16 protein-coding genes are annotated in these 16048 nt (G+C 47.6%); 8 read left to right on the forward strand and 8 right to left on the reverse strand.

The features are described 5' to 3' along the window. Positions 1-51: 51 nt before the first annotated feature. From QEP07_RS01350 to QEP07_RS01360, 3 genes are all read right to left on the reverse strand, one after another. Entirely contained in the window at positions 52-2898 is a 2847-nt protein-coding gene (locus QEP07_RS01350; RefSeq protein ID WP_285008170.1) for a peptidase associated domain and porin domain-containing protein, read from the reverse strand. A gap of 6 nt (positions 2899-2904) precedes the next feature. After that, complete coding sequence (locus QEP07_RS01355; RefSeq protein WP_285008171.1) at positions 2905-4164, reverse strand: DUF4934 domain-containing protein; 1260 nt, start codon at positions 4162-4164, stop codon at positions 2905-2907. Between the two features lie 74 nt (positions 4165-4238). Next, positions 4239-5195 (reverse strand): CvpA family protein, encoded by a 957-nt coding sequence (locus tag QEP07_RS01360; protein ID WP_285008172.1) that lies wholly within the window; start codon positions 5193-5195, stop codon positions 4239-4241. Positions 5196-5314: 119 nt separating this feature from the next. Here QEP07_RS01360 and QEP07_RS01365 point away from each other — a divergent pair, with 119 nt between their 5' ends. From QEP07_RS01365 to QEP07_RS01385, 5 genes are read left to right on the forward strand one after another with little or no spacing between them, the layout of a single operon-like run. Continuing rightward, the gene (locus QEP07_RS01365) at positions 5315-6052 is read left to right on the forward strand and encodes an MBL fold metallo-hydrolase (RefSeq protein WP_285008173.1); all 738 of its coding nucleotides are present in this window, start codon (positions 5315-5317) and stop codon (positions 6050-6052) included. A gap of 24 nt (positions 6053-6076) precedes the next feature. Beyond that, positions 6077-6550 (forward strand): NUDIX hydrolase, encoded by a 474-nt coding sequence (locus tag QEP07_RS01370; protein WP_285008174.1) that lies wholly within the window; start codon positions 6077-6079, stop codon positions 6548-6550. A 36-nt stretch (positions 6551-6586) separates the two neighbouring features. Next, a complete protein-coding gene (locus QEP07_RS01375) occupies positions 6587-6763 on the forward strand; it encodes a hypothetical protein (protein ID WP_285008175.1) in 177 nt (58 codons plus the stop codon). A gap of 27 nt (positions 6764-6790) precedes the next feature. Beyond that, positions 6791-8806, forward strand: coding sequence for a DNA ligase D (gene ligD / locus QEP07_RS01380; RefSeq protein WP_285008176.1), 2016 nt, complete (start codon positions 6791-6793; stop codon positions 8804-8806). Between the two features lie 4 nt (positions 8807-8810). Beyond that, complete coding sequence (locus tag QEP07_RS01385; RefSeq protein WP_285008177.1) at positions 8811-10028, forward strand: FG-GAP repeat domain-containing protein; 1218 nt, start codon at positions 8811-8813, stop codon at positions 10026-10028. Between the two features lie 36 nt (positions 10029-10064). Here QEP07_RS01385 and QEP07_RS01390 read toward each other — a convergent pair whose 3' ends face one another. Continuing rightward, entirely contained in the window at positions 10065-11390 is a 1326-nt protein-coding gene (locus QEP07_RS01390; RefSeq protein ID WP_285008178.1) for a serine hydrolase domain-containing protein, read from the reverse strand. A gap of 75 nt (positions 11391-11465) precedes the next feature. Between QEP07_RS01390 and QEP07_RS01395 the strand changes: the two genes are divergently transcribed. Together QEP07_RS01395 and QEP07_RS01400 are read left to right on the forward strand one after the other, a co-directional pair. Then, entirely contained in the window at positions 11466-11972 is a 507-nt protein-coding gene (locus tag QEP07_RS01395; RefSeq protein WP_285008179.1) for a DinB family protein, read from the forward strand. 84 nt (positions 11973-12056) lie between these two features. Next, positions 12057-13019 (forward strand): 2-hydroxyacid dehydrogenase, encoded by a 963-nt coding sequence (locus QEP07_RS01400; RefSeq protein ID WP_285008180.1) that lies wholly within the window; start codon positions 12057-12059, stop codon positions 13017-13019. Here the strand turns inward: QEP07_RS01400 and QEP07_RS01405 are convergent. From QEP07_RS01405 to QEP07_RS01420, 4 genes are all read right to left on the reverse strand, one after another. Then, positions 12998-13396 carry a DoxX family protein gene (locus QEP07_RS01405; RefSeq protein WP_285008181.1) on the reverse strand — a complete coding sequence of 133 codons (399 nt, stop codon included), beginning with the start codon at positions 13394-13396 and terminating at the stop codon, positions 12998-13000. The genes QEP07_RS01400 and QEP07_RS01405 overlap by 22 nt on opposite strands. 3 nt (positions 13397-13399) lie before the next feature. Continuing rightward, entirely contained in the window at positions 13400-13864 is a 465-nt protein-coding gene (locus QEP07_RS01410; protein WP_285008182.1) for an SRPBCC family protein, read from the reverse strand. Next, positions 13848-14186, reverse strand: a complete 339-nt coding sequence (locus QEP07_RS01415) for an ArsR/SmtB family transcription factor (RefSeq protein WP_285008183.1) — start codon at positions 14184-14186, stop codon at positions 13848-13850. The genes QEP07_RS01410 and QEP07_RS01415 overlap by 17 nt, the downstream gene beginning before the upstream one ends. 65 nt (positions 14187-14251) lie before the next feature. Continuing rightward, complete coding sequence (locus QEP07_RS01420; RefSeq protein ID WP_285008184.1) at positions 14252-15169, reverse strand: AraC family transcriptional regulator; 918 nt, start codon at positions 15167-15169, stop codon at positions 14252-14254. A 104-nt stretch (positions 15170-15273) separates the two neighbouring features. Here QEP07_RS01420 and QEP07_RS01425 point away from each other — a divergent pair, with 104 nt between their 5' ends. Next, the gene (locus QEP07_RS01425; RefSeq protein WP_285008185.1) at positions 15274-15996 is read left to right on the forward strand and encodes a helix-turn-helix domain-containing protein; all 723 of its coding nucleotides are present in this window, start codon (positions 15274-15276) and stop codon (positions 15994-15996) included. The last annotated feature ends 52 nt before the right edge of the window (positions 15997-16048 follow it).

Genomic DNA, 16048 nt, shown 5'->3' on the forward strand with positions numbered 1-16048 from the left:
AGAACAACGATCAGGGCAGAGTTGTTTTATGCCAGCGTGTGTCGACAAAACTTATTTCTTCGGCTGATTTTTTCCGAATTTCCGTGGATAATAGGATAGGGTAGTCATAAAATACTGCTGTAATACATTTTGCCGGCCTACAGTCACACTGCTTGCGTTACCATAATTAATCACGCTGCTGTTCTGGTGAAGCAGGTCTAATGCCGAAAACTTAATCTCACCATTATTGCCCTTCAGGAAGCGATAAATCGCACTGGCATTCCAGATCGTGAAGTTCACGTTCTCAGCGGATGAGGAAGAACTCGTGTTGACAGAGATATTACTATTTAAGGTGAGCTTCTTGGTGACATTATAGCTCGTGCTCACTGCTGTACTCAAGTTTTTACCGCTAAACCTGGTATTAAAGGCTTCCTGAACCGTTCTGTAGGTCGACAAGGATTCACTTACTTCAAGCGCAAAAAGGCTTTTATAGGTAAGAGTTCCATTTACCCGGATATTGCTGTTCAATTGCTTCGAATACGCAAAAGCATTATTCGTAAAGCCTGGATTCCGGCCCACATAAATATCTCCACTCGTGCCCAACTGAAGTTCAGCGCTTTTGAATTTGAAGGCCTTTCTGATATTGCCATTTATGTTCGCATATTTGTTTCCCTGCGCATTTACCGAATACACGGTACGCCTGTTCAGGCTGTCAATCAAAACACTGTCCACAATATTGTCCCGTACAGATGCAGCCCGCGCATACAGTCCATAGTTGAGCGTATTTTTCGTCGTCTGATCGGAATGGTTAAAATTAAACGACAATACACGTTCCACTGCCTGGTTGAGTGCTATATTACCTCTGCGCAGATAATACACATTGGAACTGTCGGTTAGCGGAGCCAGTTGTTCCAAAGAAGGCATGCGGACCACTGTGTTAAAATCCAGATTGTAGTTACGGTAATATTCTCCGTACTGATTATCACTATACTGCACCGAAGCATCCGGCATGAACTGGGTATAGTTGCGTTTAATGTTCTGGAAGGAGCGGACCGATTTAAACTGCTGACTGATCATTCGCTGCTTAGGTGAGAAAGATAAAGTCAGGTTTTCATAATATCTGTTTGAGAGATTTTTTGAGAACGTCTTTGATATCCGGATTCCGGGCGCCTGGTCGAACACATCCATTTGCACGTTATTACTCAGATAAGCGTTTTGCCGGTATGCATTGCTGATCGTGTCCATGTCGTCAACCCGGTCGTTGTCTGTGTTATGCTTCAGCTCTATATTGTTATAAGCGTTAAAATCAATCCCTGCCAATTGCGCCTTTCCAAAGATAAGCGACCGCAGACTGTTCAGCGTAAGCTGCATCCTGTGCGTAGTTTCGTTGAATTTACTGTCATATCTGCGGTTAAACTTCCTGTTGGCAGCCGGATCGGTCATCGACCGGAACTCCGTAAAATTCGTCCTGTCATCCTGATTGTCGATCACGTTTAAGCTATATCTGACATCAAAACCTTTAAACCGCTGGTCCCATTTATTATAGTTTTGCCCCAGCCGGAAATCTGCGGTCAGGTTAAAATCCATATTGTTAAAATTACTCAGGTTGCTGCTGTTGTTGGTACTCGTCATTACATCGTCGGCATTAAGCGCCGTGCGAAAAGTCTGATTGTTATTCTCCCCCTGGTTCCTGTTCAGGTTCTGGGAAACTTTAAAGCTCTTCGACTTTTTTACCCACTCGAATTCCGAATCGAACCGCTGACGCGTATTATCGCCTAAATTCGTGCCGATGCTTTCCTCCTTGATCCTGTCGGCATTAGGTAGCGTTGTCGTGGTGACTTGGTCTGAGTTATTGTCCCGTTCATTGTCGGTAAGAAAATAATTCGCTTTCAGGGTTTTCTTATTTTCCCAGGTGGGTTTTTCAATTAAATTATAGGTAAAGGCCATCCCACCGGATTTGCCGCGGTTAATGCCTGTTGCCCGGAAGTCGGGCTGATATTCCACATTGGTGCCCGTACCCTTAAATGTGCTGCTTTCCATAAGCGTATTTATGCTGTTCGCCTGCTTATTGATGTTGTTGCTTGTACCGATAATCGCCAGCTGCATTTTAGGCGTAAATATGTTAAAACTTGCATCACTTTCAAACCTGCGGTCTGTGCCGTAACCGCCCCCAAGCTTACCAAAATAGCCGATTTCTTTACCTTTCTTAAGTTTCAGGTTCATTTCCAGCGTCGAATCGAGCAGGTTTTTTTCATCTTTAAGCGTACTGTATACCTGTATCTTCTCCAGCGCGTCCTTAGAAATATTTTGCGTAGCGATCTTCGTATTACCGCCAAAGAAAGGCTTGCCGTTTACCAGAATATTCTTTACTTCCCGACCATTCACGGTAACCTGTCCGTCGCCCCAAAGCACAATATTCGGAATCTTTCTGAGTAGGTCTTCCACCACGGCATTACTGTCGAGTTTAAACGCTGCAGCGTTAAACTCCAGGGTATCACCATTCATACTGATGGGAGGGACGGTAATGACAATATCTTTAAGCATAACGTCCCGCGACTGTACCACAAGCGTTTTCAGATCAATTTCCCCTTTGTCGGCCGGAATCACAAACGTCTTCCTAAAAGGATTATACCCCACGTAACTTACATCTAACCTAAGCTGGATGCCGACCGGAAGGGTCTTAAACACAAACTCCCCATAATTGTTGGTGATCTGGTAATTGAGTAGAGAGCTATCAGCCGCCCTATAGACCGATACGGTAGCGGAGCGGAGTACATAATTCTGTGTCGTATCTTTCACCAGACCCTTCGCTATGCCTTTATGGCCAGAAGTAGTTTGCTGTGCTTGACTGTGAAACGGTACAGACAGTACCAGCAACAGCATCGCCGCTGCAAGTTTAATGAGGTTTGTAGTCATCATGAGGCGTTAATTTTTCTTGGGTTTCAGGCGTATTAATACCGGATTGCTTTTCTTGTTTTCTGATTTAAAATAGCTAACCAGTTTAGGCGGATAGGTGGCATTTTTGCCTGCACTTTGCTCTTTGAAACTAAACATCGCGAGCGAGGAATAACTGGTATACAAATACGTCCCGTCGTATTTATGAAATCCCCGGTTAGAGAAATCCCAGCCGCTTCCTGCATCATTAACGGGAAGGAAATGCGACAGAGAATCCGGTTCCAGATTGCCAAGAGAGATCAGGTCAGCGTTATCAAGGTTATATACAAAGGCAAATTTCTTTTCCCTCGAGCCTCCCCAGCTGTGTGTCTTAAAATAAAGGTTATTTCCAAATTTATAGGTTCCGCTCAAAGCGTAGATCGCATCACGGTTGGCATCGAAATACTCCTGTCTTTTCCCCTTGTACACGGGGTTCGACAGGAAGTCTGCCGGCAACGTGTTTGCCGCCGGAAAAATAATGCGGTAGGCAAGAGAAAGTTTCTTAGGAGTCAGCTTGTAAATATTAGTTTTATAATACGTCAGAAAAAACAACTCATCCTGAACGCGATAGTCATAAACACCACCGTGGCCAAAGAACTGATCATTCTCATAGCGTTTTACGTCGAAAGGGAGATAAGTTGCTACCGGGACCGTATCTCTGAGTACGGCCAGCTCATAGTAGGTGCTGTCTTTGGTCTTGTTATCCCGAAAACCCTGCTGAACCTGATCTCCATTGGAGAAAGTATATTCGCCCCGGTATTTGTTATCCTTGTGGAGTACCTTTTTAACAAGCTTTCCTTTAGTATCAAAAAAGATAGCGTACTTTCTGGATTGAATCTGAATGAGTGATCTGTCGCCCTCTTTCCTAAGCTGGAAACCCCAAAAGTTCTGAGGTTCCTTTTCATTTTCTTCTTTAGGCAAACTGCTTGCGTTAATCCTGCCCTGGAACTTGCCGTCTCTGTTAAATATAAAGACACCTCTGGTATCGTAATCGAAGATCACATAGCAACTGTCTGTCAGATCAAATTCTGCGATTGATCCAAAAAGACTCTCTTTAGTTGTCTCCAGCGGTATAAACTCTACTTCGTCGAATATTTGCGATACGGCTGCTCCGCGGGCACTTTGCGGATCAATACGTAGCGTTTTCATTTCTGAGCTGTCTATTTTGCTTTCCTGCGCATGGCCCGAATGGCAAAACAATACAAAGACAAGCATACCGAGCAGGGGGTAGATGAGCGTTGTTTTAAACATACTGATGGTTATATTGGTCCCCTAAAGATAAATCAAAAAGCCTTAAACAAAAGAGGTTTAACAAAAAATAACGTTTAGTTTCTGAAGTTTTGGGTGATCATCAGACCGTATATCCCGCCCTGCAGCACCCCAATGCCCACCCGACCGAATGCCGGCCTGAGAATATTAGCACGATGACCGGGCGATTTCATCAGGCCTTCATGGGCAATCTTCAGCGTAGGTGCTAAAGCCAGGTTTTCACCGGCGGTGAGGTAAAGAATCCCCTCACGGTCGATACGCTGAAAAGGCGTAGTGCCCTCGGGTGCGATATGCGAGAAGTATCCGCGGGCAAACATATCCGCAGAATGCTTACGCGCTACAACGCGCAAGGCGGTATCGGCCTTGAATGGCTTTAAGCCCTCTTTTGCACGTTCCTGGTTGACCAGCTCCAGCATTTCAGCCTCCAGATCCGGCCGGGTAGAAGGCTTGTTCACTTTAAACGGAAGGTCAATACTTTCCTCCTTATTCACCGCGGCGTTATTGGCCGGAACGATCTTCTGAAAGAAATCGGTGAACACAGGCGCCAGTTTGTCTTTAGCCCAACTGGCGCGGTCGAGCACCCAATCGTTTAACTTGCTCTCGTTGCTTTGGCCCGACAGCCGGCTGGTCAGCGGCATCAGCATAAACAAAGCCGACAAGAAAAGCATCCACAAAAAGCCGTTGATCACGCCCGGAACCACGCCAAGAATCCTGTTCAGCAAGTGCCCATGCCAGTGCCGGTCGATGCCCGCAAGTACATATTCCACCGCGCGCTCCAGCAACAAGCGGGCTACAATAAGTGTCACGAGAAATGCCACAGGGGCAGCCCATACCCCGAGGGAGGGCACAACTGCATTGAGCAGGTTAAGCAACAGTCCGTAGCCAAACAATGCAAGCGCCAGACTACCCAGCCAGCACACCAGTTCGGCGGCCGACAATATAAAGCCTCGCTGCACGGCCGAAAGGATAGACAGCAGCAGAATAATGATCAGTATAAAGTCGAGCCAGTTCAATTACTTCCCCCTTTGAGATAAATCAATTTTGTTAATTTTGCTTCATAAATAACACCGCCCTGAGCGCATATGTTTAATGATTTGCGAAACGATCTGAGATTAAAAATGTTATCACTGAAATGGAAAGTGTAAAAATACAGGTTATTGGCTGCGGAGACGCTTTTGGCAGTGGAGGCAGGCTTAATACCTGCTTTTTCGTAGCCGCGCACAATACCAGATTTCTGGTCGACTGCGGCGCAAGCAGTCTGCCCGCCCTGAAACGTGCAGGCATAGCCATCGAAGAGATTGATACCATTGTAATCACTCATTTTCATGGCGATCATTATGGTGGTGTACCCTTCGTTATCCTCGATGCGGCTACCGCAAAGCGCAGTCGCCCCCTCAACATCATCACACCCCCCGGCGGCAGGGAGCGCATCAGCGCACTGACTGATCTGCTGTATCCTGGCAGCAAGCCCATTGAAAAAATAACGGTCAACTTTATTGAATACGAGCAGCATAAACCCCTGCTGGCGGCCAACCTATCTATCGTGGCTTTCCCGGTGATACATAGTGAGGAAGCTCTGCCGCATGGGCTGCGCATCAGAACGGGCAACCGCATTCTGAGCTTTTCGGGTGATACCTCCTGGACAGATGAACTGATTCCGCTTAGCGCCGATGCAGATCTGTTCATTTGCGAGTGCAACTTCTATCAAACCCAGGTAAAGGGTCACCTAAGCTATATTGAGCTTGAAAGCCGACTTAGTCAGCTGACCTGTAAAAGATTACTTCTCAATCACTTCGATCATGAAATGCTGTCCAACATGCAGTATGTAAAACCAGAATGCGCCACGGATGGTTTAGTAGTGCACATCTAAATTGCAGTAGCCTTGGGACATCGTTTGAAAAGTGCTGGAATTTTACTGTACAGAAAAGGTAGTGCGGGACCACAATTTCTGCTTGCACATCCGGGCGGGCCATTCTTTCGAAATAAGGACGCTGGGGTGTGGACCATCCCGAAGGGCGAACCCAGTGAAGGCGAGGGGCTGTTCGACGCAGCCGTAAGAGAATTTGAGGAGGAGACGGGGCACAAGCCTGCGGGCGACTTTATTGCCCTGCAGCCCATTGTGCAGAAAGCCGGCAAGGAAGTGCATGCCTGGGCAGTGGAGGGCGATTTTGATCCGGATCACCTGCGCTGCAATACATTTGAGATGGAGTGGCCACCCAGGTCGGGCAAGATGGAGGCCTTTGAGGAGGTCGACAAAGTGGCTTGGTTCGGCTATGCAGAGGCCTGTGAAAAGATCAACGAAAAGCAGCGGGGCTTGCTCACCGAACTTCTTGCCGTACTGCAAAACCAAGGCGCAAACAAAACTTAATGCCTGAAAGGGTTGTTTAGCTAGAAAACACAAGCTATGAACAACTTTTTCAGAGGTATTATTGCTGCCTGGGGCGCCAGGAAACTGGGCGGAGGCTGTCTATCTACCATCATCATATTTGCGCTCATCTGGACCCTGCTGGGCAAATGCAACCAGGGCGCCAAATCACAGAGTGCACCTTCGCCGAGACCACCGGTGGCCATGTGCCGATAATATTGATCCTTCTAAACTGCTGAAACCATGAGCGCGACCGATTATAGAAAGCTTCTGAAAGCTGCTCCTAAGACCAAGATCCCGATAGGTATAAAGCCCATGCTGGCTACGCTGGTAGATAAGCCTTTTGATGGCGACGACTGGGTGTACGAAGTGAAATGGGATGGCTATCGAGCACTGGGTTTCAGTCTGAAGAATGGCGATGTGCAATTGCTGTCTCGCAACAACAAGCAGTTTAACGAGAAATTTTACCCGATATATGACCTCATGGGCAAGTGGAAGCTTGATATTGTGGTCGACGGCGAGATTATGGTGCTGGGCGAGAATGGGGTCTCTAATTTCGGAAACCTGCAGAACTGGCGCAGCGAGGCCGATGGTGAATTGGTGTACTATGTGTTCGACCTCATCTGGTATGAGGGCAAAGACCTGACTGGTTTACCACTGAGCGAAAGACAGGCAATTCTGGCGGAGGTACTGCCGCAAGATGACGAGAGCATTCGCTTGAGCAAGGTGTTTAAGGCCAAGGGAACGGAGTTTTTCAATGCCGCACAGCGTATGGGGCTTGAAGGTATCATTGCCAAGAAGGCCGATAGTCTGTATAGTGTGAACAACCGCTCCAAGGAATGGCTCAAGATTAAAGTGCAGAAGCGGCAGGAAGTGGTTATTGCTGGTTACACGAAAAACGAGGATACGCCCAAGCTGTTCAGTTCGCTGCTCCTAGGGGTGTATGAGGATGGTGTTCTGCGCTATGCAGGAAAGGTGGGAACGGGCTTTAACGATAAAACGCAGAAGCAAATGATGGCCAGCTTTAAACCATTGATCACAGATAAGAGCCCATTCAATGAGATTCCTGATGTCAATAAGCCTTCCAGGTTTCGGCCTAATCCGCCGAAGGCAAAAGCCACATGGCTTAAACCAGAGCTAGTATGCGAAGTTGCTTTTACGGAGGTGACCAGCGATGGAGTATTCCGTCACCCTTCTTTTGAGGGTATGCGGATCGACAAGAAGGCGACTGACGTGGGACTGGAAGTGCCGGTGGGTACCGCAGATGCGCTGGAAAGCTTAGACGAACATGCAGAGGCGATCAAACCGCCCAAAGCAAAACAACGCAAAACGCTGCTCAATCCCAAGGAGCAATCGCAGGTGCGGAAGGTAAACGGGCACGACTTGAAGTTCACCAATTTGAGCAAGCTGTACTGGCCGGAAGACGGCGTGACGAAGCGCGATCTGTTTAATTATTACTACCAGGTGGCTGATTTTATCCTGCCTTATCTGAAGGACAGGCCGCTTTCCCTTAACCGCTTTCCTGGCGGCATACACGGCAAAAGTTTTTACCAGAAAGATGTGAAGGATAAGGCGCCGGAATGGGCTAAGACTTTTCCGTACACCACAAGCGATGGCGAGGACAAGGAATATCTTGTGGGATATGATGAAGCGACGTTGCTCTGGATGGCTTCGCTGGGTTGCATCGAAGTAAACCCATGGTTTTCAAGGATACAGCATCCGGATAATCCGGACTACTGTGTGATTGACCTCGATCCGGATCAGAACACTTTTGAGCAGGTTATTGAAGCAGCGCTTGCGGTAAAAGACATTCTGGATCAGCTCGCGGTGCGAAGCTATTGCAAGACTTCCGGCTCCACAGGCATACATATTTACATTCCGCTGGCCGCTAAATATTCGTACGACCAAAGCCAGATGTTTGCGCGCATACTCGTCAACCTCGTGCATAAACGGATACCGGAATTTACCAGTGTGGAGCGGATGATTTCGAACCGCAAAGGCAAGATGTATCTGGACTTCCTGCAAAACCGGCCGGGGGCTACCATTGCAGGCCCTTACTCTTTAAGGCCGAAGCCCGGAGCTACGGTGTCTATGCCGCTTGAATGGGAGGAAGTAAAACCGGGACTTAAAATGCGGGACTTTACGATATTTAACGCGGTGGACCGGCTAAAAGACAAGGGCGATCTGTTTAAGGGTGTATTAGGGCAAGGGATTGATTTGGAGAAGACGGTGAAAAAGGCCAAGGAACTTTTTGGATGATCATATGAAGGCAAGAGTTTTAACACATTATGCGGCATTTAGTCTGCTGAGTACTTTGGTTTACCAGTCGGCCAACGCTCAAACCACCGAAACGCGTTATTTTAAGGATGTTACGGCAACAGCCCTTCCAGCCGATCCGGAAGCACATATCCTGGATGTGGTTCTTGCTGATGTAAACGCAGACGGTCACCTTGATGCGGTATTAGCACTGGAGGGCCAGCCAAACCGACTGTATATCAATGACGGCAAGGGTGTTTTTAGCTGGAAGAAGGGGGTGTTTGCGGATAAGAACCACGACACAGAACATGTGAGGCTAGGCGATTTCAATGGCGACGGTCACCTGGACGGGATTTTTGTAGCGGAGGATGATCACAATCATGAATACTATTTGGGCAACAGTGATGGGACCTTTACCGATGTGAGCGACCGGCTTCCGGCACGCAGTGAGGGTAACGGTCTCGATATCGGCGACGTGAATGGCGACGGCCTCCCTGATATTGTGGTGGGCAATACAGGTGCGGATGCTAAAAACTTCTTATGGTTAAATGATCCCGCGCGTCCGGGATATTTTAAGGTGCATGCCGGAGGCGTTTTGTCTGAACTTCCGGCGCAGACGCAATCGGTTAAACTGGCCGATCTGGACGGCAACGGCGCCCTTGATGTCGTATTTGGAAATGAGGTTCCGCCTAACCGCCTGATGTTCAATAATGGAAAGGGCAACTTTTCAGAACGCGAGGGGGCATTAGATCTTCCGGTTCCGCTTCATACCCGTGAAGTGATCGTTTTTGATGCGAATGGAGACAAGCATCCCGACATCCTATTTGCTAATCTGACCAGCAACGCCGGTAAATATGAGAAAGATCCAAACGCTCGCCTGCTTATAAACGACGGCAAGGGGCGGTTTAAAGATGAGACTGCGTTGCGCTTGCCCAAACAGGAATACTCAACTTATGCCGGCGCGGTGGTCGACTTTAACCGCGACGGACATCCCGATATCATCTTCAGTGCCGTTAGGATTCCCTCATTTGCGCCTATGCAGGTCCAGGCCTTGCAAAACGATGGAAAAGGCAAGTTTAACCTGGCCACAGCCGAAGTTATCCCAGGTTCTACCATAGGCCGGAGCTGGGGCATTGCCGTCGGCGATGTAAACGGCGACGGCATAGCAGATTTGTTTATCGGTCAGTGGGGAACACAGGCCAGATTGCTCCTGGGTAAGCGGTAGCACCAAGAACTCCTGCAGCGAAACCTGGTGCAGGACTTACTGTTTAGAGAACACGAAACTATGCCCGTGCTGCTTCAGCAACATCTCTTTCTTTTGCGTATCAAACTCCAGAACTATCCCTGCACCATCAAACTTAAACCTGCTCTTGGTAACCGCTTCCATAGGCAATGCCGATTGTCCGGAAGCCTGTGCAATAATTGAATTGCCATTTCTGGTCACCGTTATCGTAAAGGGAAGTCCGGCAGAACCATAAGTCCCGGTAAGTGGATCAAGTTCAGCCGGAGTCAGGTCCAGCGACTTGAAGGAGGGGATTTGAAGCGGTTTGTTATAGGCTGCACTCAGCAGCGCAATGCTGATATCGTTTATCGGGTAATTGAGTCCATTAACGCAGAAAGCTATGGAGATGCCGCCCTCTTTGAAATGATATAGAATGCTGTGCGTGCCGTAAGTGTCGCCTCCATGGCCCAAACCCCAATATTCATAAAAAGGAACTTTCATTAACCCTCTGGCAAGTCGACTTTGGCCGGTGAATGTACGCATATCAGCATAACGTTCCGCAGATAAAAGTTTGCCGCTGGCCAGGGCATTCATAAACACAAGCAGATCGGAGGGGGTCGATAGTATGTCGCCCACGCCAATTACATTGGGAAAGTATATGTCCTTAATATCCGTCCATGAACTGATCCTCGCATACGGCATAGCCTCGTTTTTGCTATTGTTAGGAACACCCGCCACAGTGCTTTTAAGGCCCAGCTTTTTAACGATGCGGGTCTCCAACAATTTGTTAAATGACTTTCCCGTAATATCTTCAAGAATATAGCTCAAAAGCAGGTATCCCGAATTGGAGTATTGCTGCTTGCTGCCAGGCTCAAAATTCACTTTACGCTTCGCTATCGTATCCAGAAGTTCATTTTTAGGATGAGCTTGAGTGATCCAGGCCCTGTTGCTTACCTCGCTGACATAATCGATCAGCCCGCTGGTGTGCGACAGGAGGTGATCGATGGTGATTTTATCACTGTTTGGCAGGGCTGGATAGAACTTAGACAACTTGGTGTCGAGCGATAGTTTGCCCTCATCGATAAGCTGGAAGATCATCACCGCAGTAAAAACTTTAGTAATAGAACCGATCCGGTATTGGGTATTGGCACTGGCCAGCACACTGTCGGGACCCAGCGACTGGTAACCTACAGACCTTTGATAAACCACCTTGCCGTCTTTAGCCACAGCAAAACTGCCCATCGTTTTGTCGTTCGCAGCCAGTGCGTTAAAGAAACTATCAAGTTTGGCGGTGTTGACGGTCTGGGCATGAGATTGTGTGGCAAAGAGCACACCGAGAAGTAAGATTGCGATGATTTTTTTCATGTGTATACGTTAATCGGGCATTAAGGTATAAAGAAAGGCGCGAATATTTGCTATCTTTATGAAAAGCGTTTGAATATGATTTTACAATATCTGACACAGGAATTTGAACATGAGGTAAACAGTACACGAAAGTTGTTGCAGGCTGTTCCGGAAAAGGACCTTGGCTATAAGCCTTCTGAAACCTCATGGAATATGGGCGAACTTGCCCAGCACATTGCTACAATTTATTATTGGTATGTGGGTACGTTTACACAAGATGTGTACGACATCACGGCCGATCACCTTGAGCGTGGCAGTACAGACGATATTCAGGCAACGCTTGTGCTTTTCGAAAGCAATGTAGAGAAAGCCCGGGCAGCATTGCAGACACTAAAGGAAGAAGATCTGGCGGTGAACTGGACGATGAAAGCGGGGGATAAAGTACTTCTCGGCCCAATGCCGAGAGGCATCGTAGCCCGGGGATTTCTCTTCAATCACATCTATCACCACCGGGGTGAAATGATCGTTTACCTGCGTGCTACGGGTAACAAAGTGCCGGGTATGTACGGGCCAACGTACGAACAGAGTAATCCTGGAGCCTGACGATTGTCATCGCTTTAAGTGATGGCTGTCACGGTCTTACGGCTTACCAACCGCTACCTTTGATCAACAATCTAAGGAGCAATTATGAAAGCGTTGGTATACAGCAGCCGGAAAAATGAAAGAGAGATCCTTTCGAAGGCCAATGATGGTAAGCATGAACTTAGCTGGCAAACGGCCGCATTGAGCAAAGACACTGTTCAGCTTGCTGCCGGTCAGGATGCAGTAGTAGTCTTCACGAATGATGACGTATCCGCTTCGGTCATGAACCAGTTGGCCACACTTGGCGTAAAATATGTGATTACACGCTCGGCCGGAACCGACCATATCGACTTTGAGGCGGCAGCGAGAAACGGCATCCGGGTGTCTAATATTCCTGCGTACTCACCAAATGCCATAGCAGAACATGCCATTGCGCTTACGCTGGCGCTGAGCCGCCACCTCATCAGGGCCAATCGCAACTGTATGCAATACGATTTTAGTCTGGATCACCTTACGGGCTTCAACTTAAATGGAAAGCAGGTAGGTATTGTGGGCATGGGACATATCGGGCTTATTACAGCCCGGATCTTTCAGGGCTTTGGCTGCAATGTTTCTGGTTATGACGTGAATCCGGACGTAAGCGCTCCCGGTATTCCGCAGGTTCCATTGAACGACCTGCTGCAAAGTTGTGATATCATCTCCCTGCATGTGCCGCTAAACCGCCAAACCGAACATATGATCAACTCCGAAACGCTGAGCCTGATGAAGAAAGGAGCTATGCTGATCAACACCTCGAGAGGGGGACTAGTGAACACGATTGATGTGCTGCAGGCCCTTGATGCTGGCCGACTGGGCTATTATGGTACTGATGTATATGAGTTTGAACGAGGTATCTTTTTTGAAGACCGGGAGTCTGACACCGTGCGCGATGCGCTGCTCACCCGGCTCATTGCACATCCTAAAGTGCTGCTCACCCCACATCAGGCCTTCCTAACCGTCGAGGCCATCAGCGATATTACCACGCAGGTGATCAGGCTGCTGGATGATTACGCAGTCTCAGTTAGCTGATGTGGCGTGCCGACCTTTCGGTCGGCCGGCCGGAAATACCAGGAGACTATGGTCAGCACCAGCAACAAGGCAGGGCCGAAGTACTCTATGGCACCGTCGCCATGTGCCAGGTGACTAAATATGGCGCCTGTCATCAGAAAAAAGAATCCCGCATAGGTCCATTCTTTGAGCAGAGGTGTTTTAGGTAGAATAACCGCTATGGTGCCCAGTATCTTCCAGATGCCTATAATGGTTAAAAAATAAGCAGGGTAGCCAAGTGCACTCATCTTCTGTACTTCCTCGTCCATTTGGATAAGTTGCACAATGCCTGTTGATGCCATGCCCAGCCCGAGCCATAGTGTGGCTACCCAGTAGATGATCTTGTGTGTCTTTTTCATATTCTATTTTAAAGCGTTTAGGGTGTCTTGCAGTTTGTTGTGTGCCCAGTTGAGCCCCTGCGCGAAAGGCATTTGAAGCAGCTGGTTGCGTTGGGCGGTCGATTTGAATACAATTTGCATGGTCAGCTTGCTGGTTTGGGCAGTGGGGGCTTCAAACTCCAGATATTCGAGCTGCACCGGAAATGGTGTATTTTCCATTTCAAATGTGCGGGTAATTTTCAGGTTGGGAACAAATTCATGGATCGTTCCGTTGGCCCGGAAAGCCACCTGACCGTTATGCGAAGTTTCAAACGCGTAGGAGCCATGTTTGCGCATATCGAACTTGGTTACCTTAGTACTCATCCATTGCTCAAATAGCTCAGCCTCTTCATAAGCTTTAAAAAGCAGTTCGACCGGCAGGTCGAACACCCGGGTAATGATGATCTCCTGACTGCCTTCTTCGGCGTTTATTTTAGTTTTCTGTTCCATCTTGCTTGCTTTTGTATTGTTTCATTACGGCTTCCAGCTTGTTAAATCGCTCGTCCCACATCTGGCGGAAAGGCTCTAAAAAGTCGGCCACCTGTTTCATTTTCTGAGCACTGATATGATAGTGGACCTCTCTGCCTGTTTGTTCCTGGCGTAAGAGTTCACACTCCGTAAGAATTTGCAAGTGCTTGGAAATGGTAGGTCTGGCAGTATCAAAGTTGGCCGCAATGGCACCGGCCGACAGCGACTGAGAGGCAACCAGCAAGAGGATGGCCCGTCGGGTCGGGTCGGAAATAGCCTGAAAAACGTCTCTTCTTAAATTCATTATGTAGTTATTTGGCTACAAATATATATGTAGCTATTTAACTACGCAAGTTTTAAGAAGAATTTTTATTCGATAGGAATATAAAAATCTACGATGGCTTTCTGCTCAGGATGCTTACTAAAATCATTGTGATAGATTTCAAAGGGATTCTGACTAGCCTTTTTATAGCCGTTCTCATTCATCCAGATAAAGAGCCCGGTCCAGGATTTCTCAAATTCCTCTAGCCCGATCTCGAAACTGCCGACTATGAACTTCCCGCCGGGGATTGTCGATAAAGTTACTTCGCCACTGACTTTTACGGGCTCACTTATCAACACACAAGCCTCCATGCGAACTTTGTTCGGATCTGTGATTTTAAAACTGTCGTGATAAAGGGTCGCCATTTTAGTATGCACTGAAAGCAATCCGAGCGGCGTTGCCCAGCGTATTAACTTCTGGTAGGCAGTCTGCACATTTTGAAGGCCAATGCAGGGTATGCAGGCCACCTGTATTTCCTGAATCGTTTTGATTTCAATTTTTGCGTTCATTGTTATCCATGTTTTTAGATCATTAATAACGCAAAGGTATTTCTCAACATCGGGGTAAACTTGACCGATCTTGCTGAGCATTTGGCTTATCTTGCTAAATCTGTTTGGGTTTTGTTTTCTGAATTCGGTGGGACTTACCCCATAGTACTTTTTGAAGGTTCTGGTAAACGAGGCATTGTCGCTGAAACCATATTTTACAAGAATCTCCGTGAGCGGACCGTCCTTATGGAGTAGGTCGGACGCAGCTTTTTCTATTCTGCGACGGGTAATATACGCGCCAAGCGCTTCGCCTGTCACCATCTTAAATACGCGGTGGAAGTGAAATGCTGAGAAACTGGCAATTTCCGCAACCTCGGCTAGGGAAACCTGTGCGTCCAAATGCTCGTCAATGTATCTGAATACCTTGTTTATCCTGATCTTGTAATCAACCTGGGTCTCGCTCTCTGGATTGGTCATCTGCAATACTTTTGCGTCAAAAATAGCAAATTGGTTTTTGCATGTCTTACACAGTTTATAATAGCTATTTTGCATTCGAGAATCATTGTGTCTAAAATCTGCATATGAACCCCTTTATATTAGCGCTTCAGGCAAGCAATCTTACGGTAGAAATCCATCACCATGCGGCCTATCAGATCGTGCTGTCGACCGACACCCCATTTAACTCTACCATTAATGGGACGTTAAACGAGGGTATTTATGGCTTTCTTATCAAACCGCATGTCAGGCATTTATGCGTTGCAGAAAAGGGTACGCTAAGTGTGTTAAACATAGAACCCTATTCCAATCTCGGGCTTGAGCTTTCCGCCAGGTTTAAAGAAAACGAGGCTTTTATCATTTTCCGTTCAGCACAAGAGATAATCACTTTTTTCGGAACTCAGGAACATGGCCTGAGCGTTCCAGATGTTATCGAAACGCTGATTTCGAAGATTCCGGTGCTGCAATATGACGACCGGGTTGCCACCATCGTCGATTATATCCGGAGCAATTACTTCGAGTCTGATATTACGCCACAGACCTTTTCCGATAAGGTATTTTTGTCGCCCTCCCGTTTAGCCGCACTGTTTAAAGAACAGACTGGCAGCAGCCTTTCTAAGTACCTGTTGTGGACACGCCTGCGGCAGGCCATCTATCTGGCGCTTACGGAGAAAGACAAGAGCCTCACCGAGATTGCCTATGAGACAGGTTTTTACGACCTGCCTCAACTCAATAAATACATGTACGAAATGTTCGGTATGCCGCCCAAGGCTTTGAAGATGAACAGCAATCTGATTCTGGTACACTAAAACAACATCAGTGTTTTGATACAAGTTTAGGCGTCGGCCGCTTCGCAACTTT

Source organism: Pedobacter faecalis, assembly GCF_030182585.1.
Taxonomy (GTDB): Bacteria; Bacteroidota; Bacteroidia; order Sphingobacteriales; family Sphingobacteriaceae; genus Pedobacter; species Pedobacter faecalis.

Bases quoted from the DNA above. Each gene is read 5' to 3' on its own strand.
- QEP07_RS01350 (WP_285008170.1), bottom strand. From the start codon at position 2,898: ATGATGACTACAAACCTCATTAAACTTGCAGCGGCGATGCTGTTGCTG.
- QEP07_RS01355 (WP_285008171.1), bottom strand. From the start codon at position 4,164: ATGTTTAAAACAACGCTCATCTACCCCCTGCTCGGTATGCTTGTCTTT.
- QEP07_RS01365 (WP_285008173.1), top strand. From the start codon at position 5,315: ATGGAAAGTGTAAAAATACAGGTTATTGGCTGCGGAGACGCTTTTGGC.
- QEP07_RS01375 (WP_285008175.1), top strand. From the start codon at position 6,587: ATGAACAACTTTTTCAGAGGTATTATTGCTGCCTGGGGCGCCAGGAAA.
- ligD (WP_285008176.1), top strand. From the start codon at position 6,791: ATGAGCGCGACCGATTATAGAAAGCTTCTGAAAGCTGCTCCTAAGACC.
- QEP07_RS01385 (WP_285008177.1), top strand. From the start codon at position 8,811: ATGAAGGCAAGAGTTTTAACACATTATGCGGCATTTAGTCTGCTGAGT.
- QEP07_RS01390 (WP_285008178.1), bottom strand. From the start codon at position 11,390: ATGAAAAAAATCATCGCAATCTTACTTCTCGGTGTGCTCTTTGCCACA.
- QEP07_RS01395 (WP_285008179.1), top strand. From the start codon at position 11,466: ATGATTTTACAATATCTGACACAGGAATTTGAACATGAGGTAAACAGT.
- QEP07_RS01400 (WP_285008180.1), top strand. From the start codon at position 12,057: ATGAAAGCGTTGGTATACAGCAGCCGGAAAAATGAAAGAGAGATCCTT.
- QEP07_RS01405 (WP_285008181.1), bottom strand. From the start codon at position 13,396: ATGAAAAAGACACACAAGATCATCTACTGGGTAGCCACACTATGGCTC.
- QEP07_RS01410 (WP_285008182.1), bottom strand. From the start codon at position 13,864: ATGGAACAGAAAACTAAAATAAACGCCGAAGAAGGCAGTCAGGAGATC.
- QEP07_RS01415 (WP_285008183.1), bottom strand. From the start codon at position 14,186: ATGAATTTAAGAAGAGACGTTTTTCAGGCTATTTCCGACCCGACCCGA.
- QEP07_RS01420 (WP_285008184.1), bottom strand. From the start codon at position 15,169: ATGACCAATCCAGAGAGCGAGACCCAGGTTGATTACAAGATCAGGATA.
- QEP07_RS01425 (WP_285008185.1), top strand. From the start codon at position 15,274: ATGAACCCCTTTATATTAGCGCTTCAGGCAAGCAATCTTACGGTAGAA.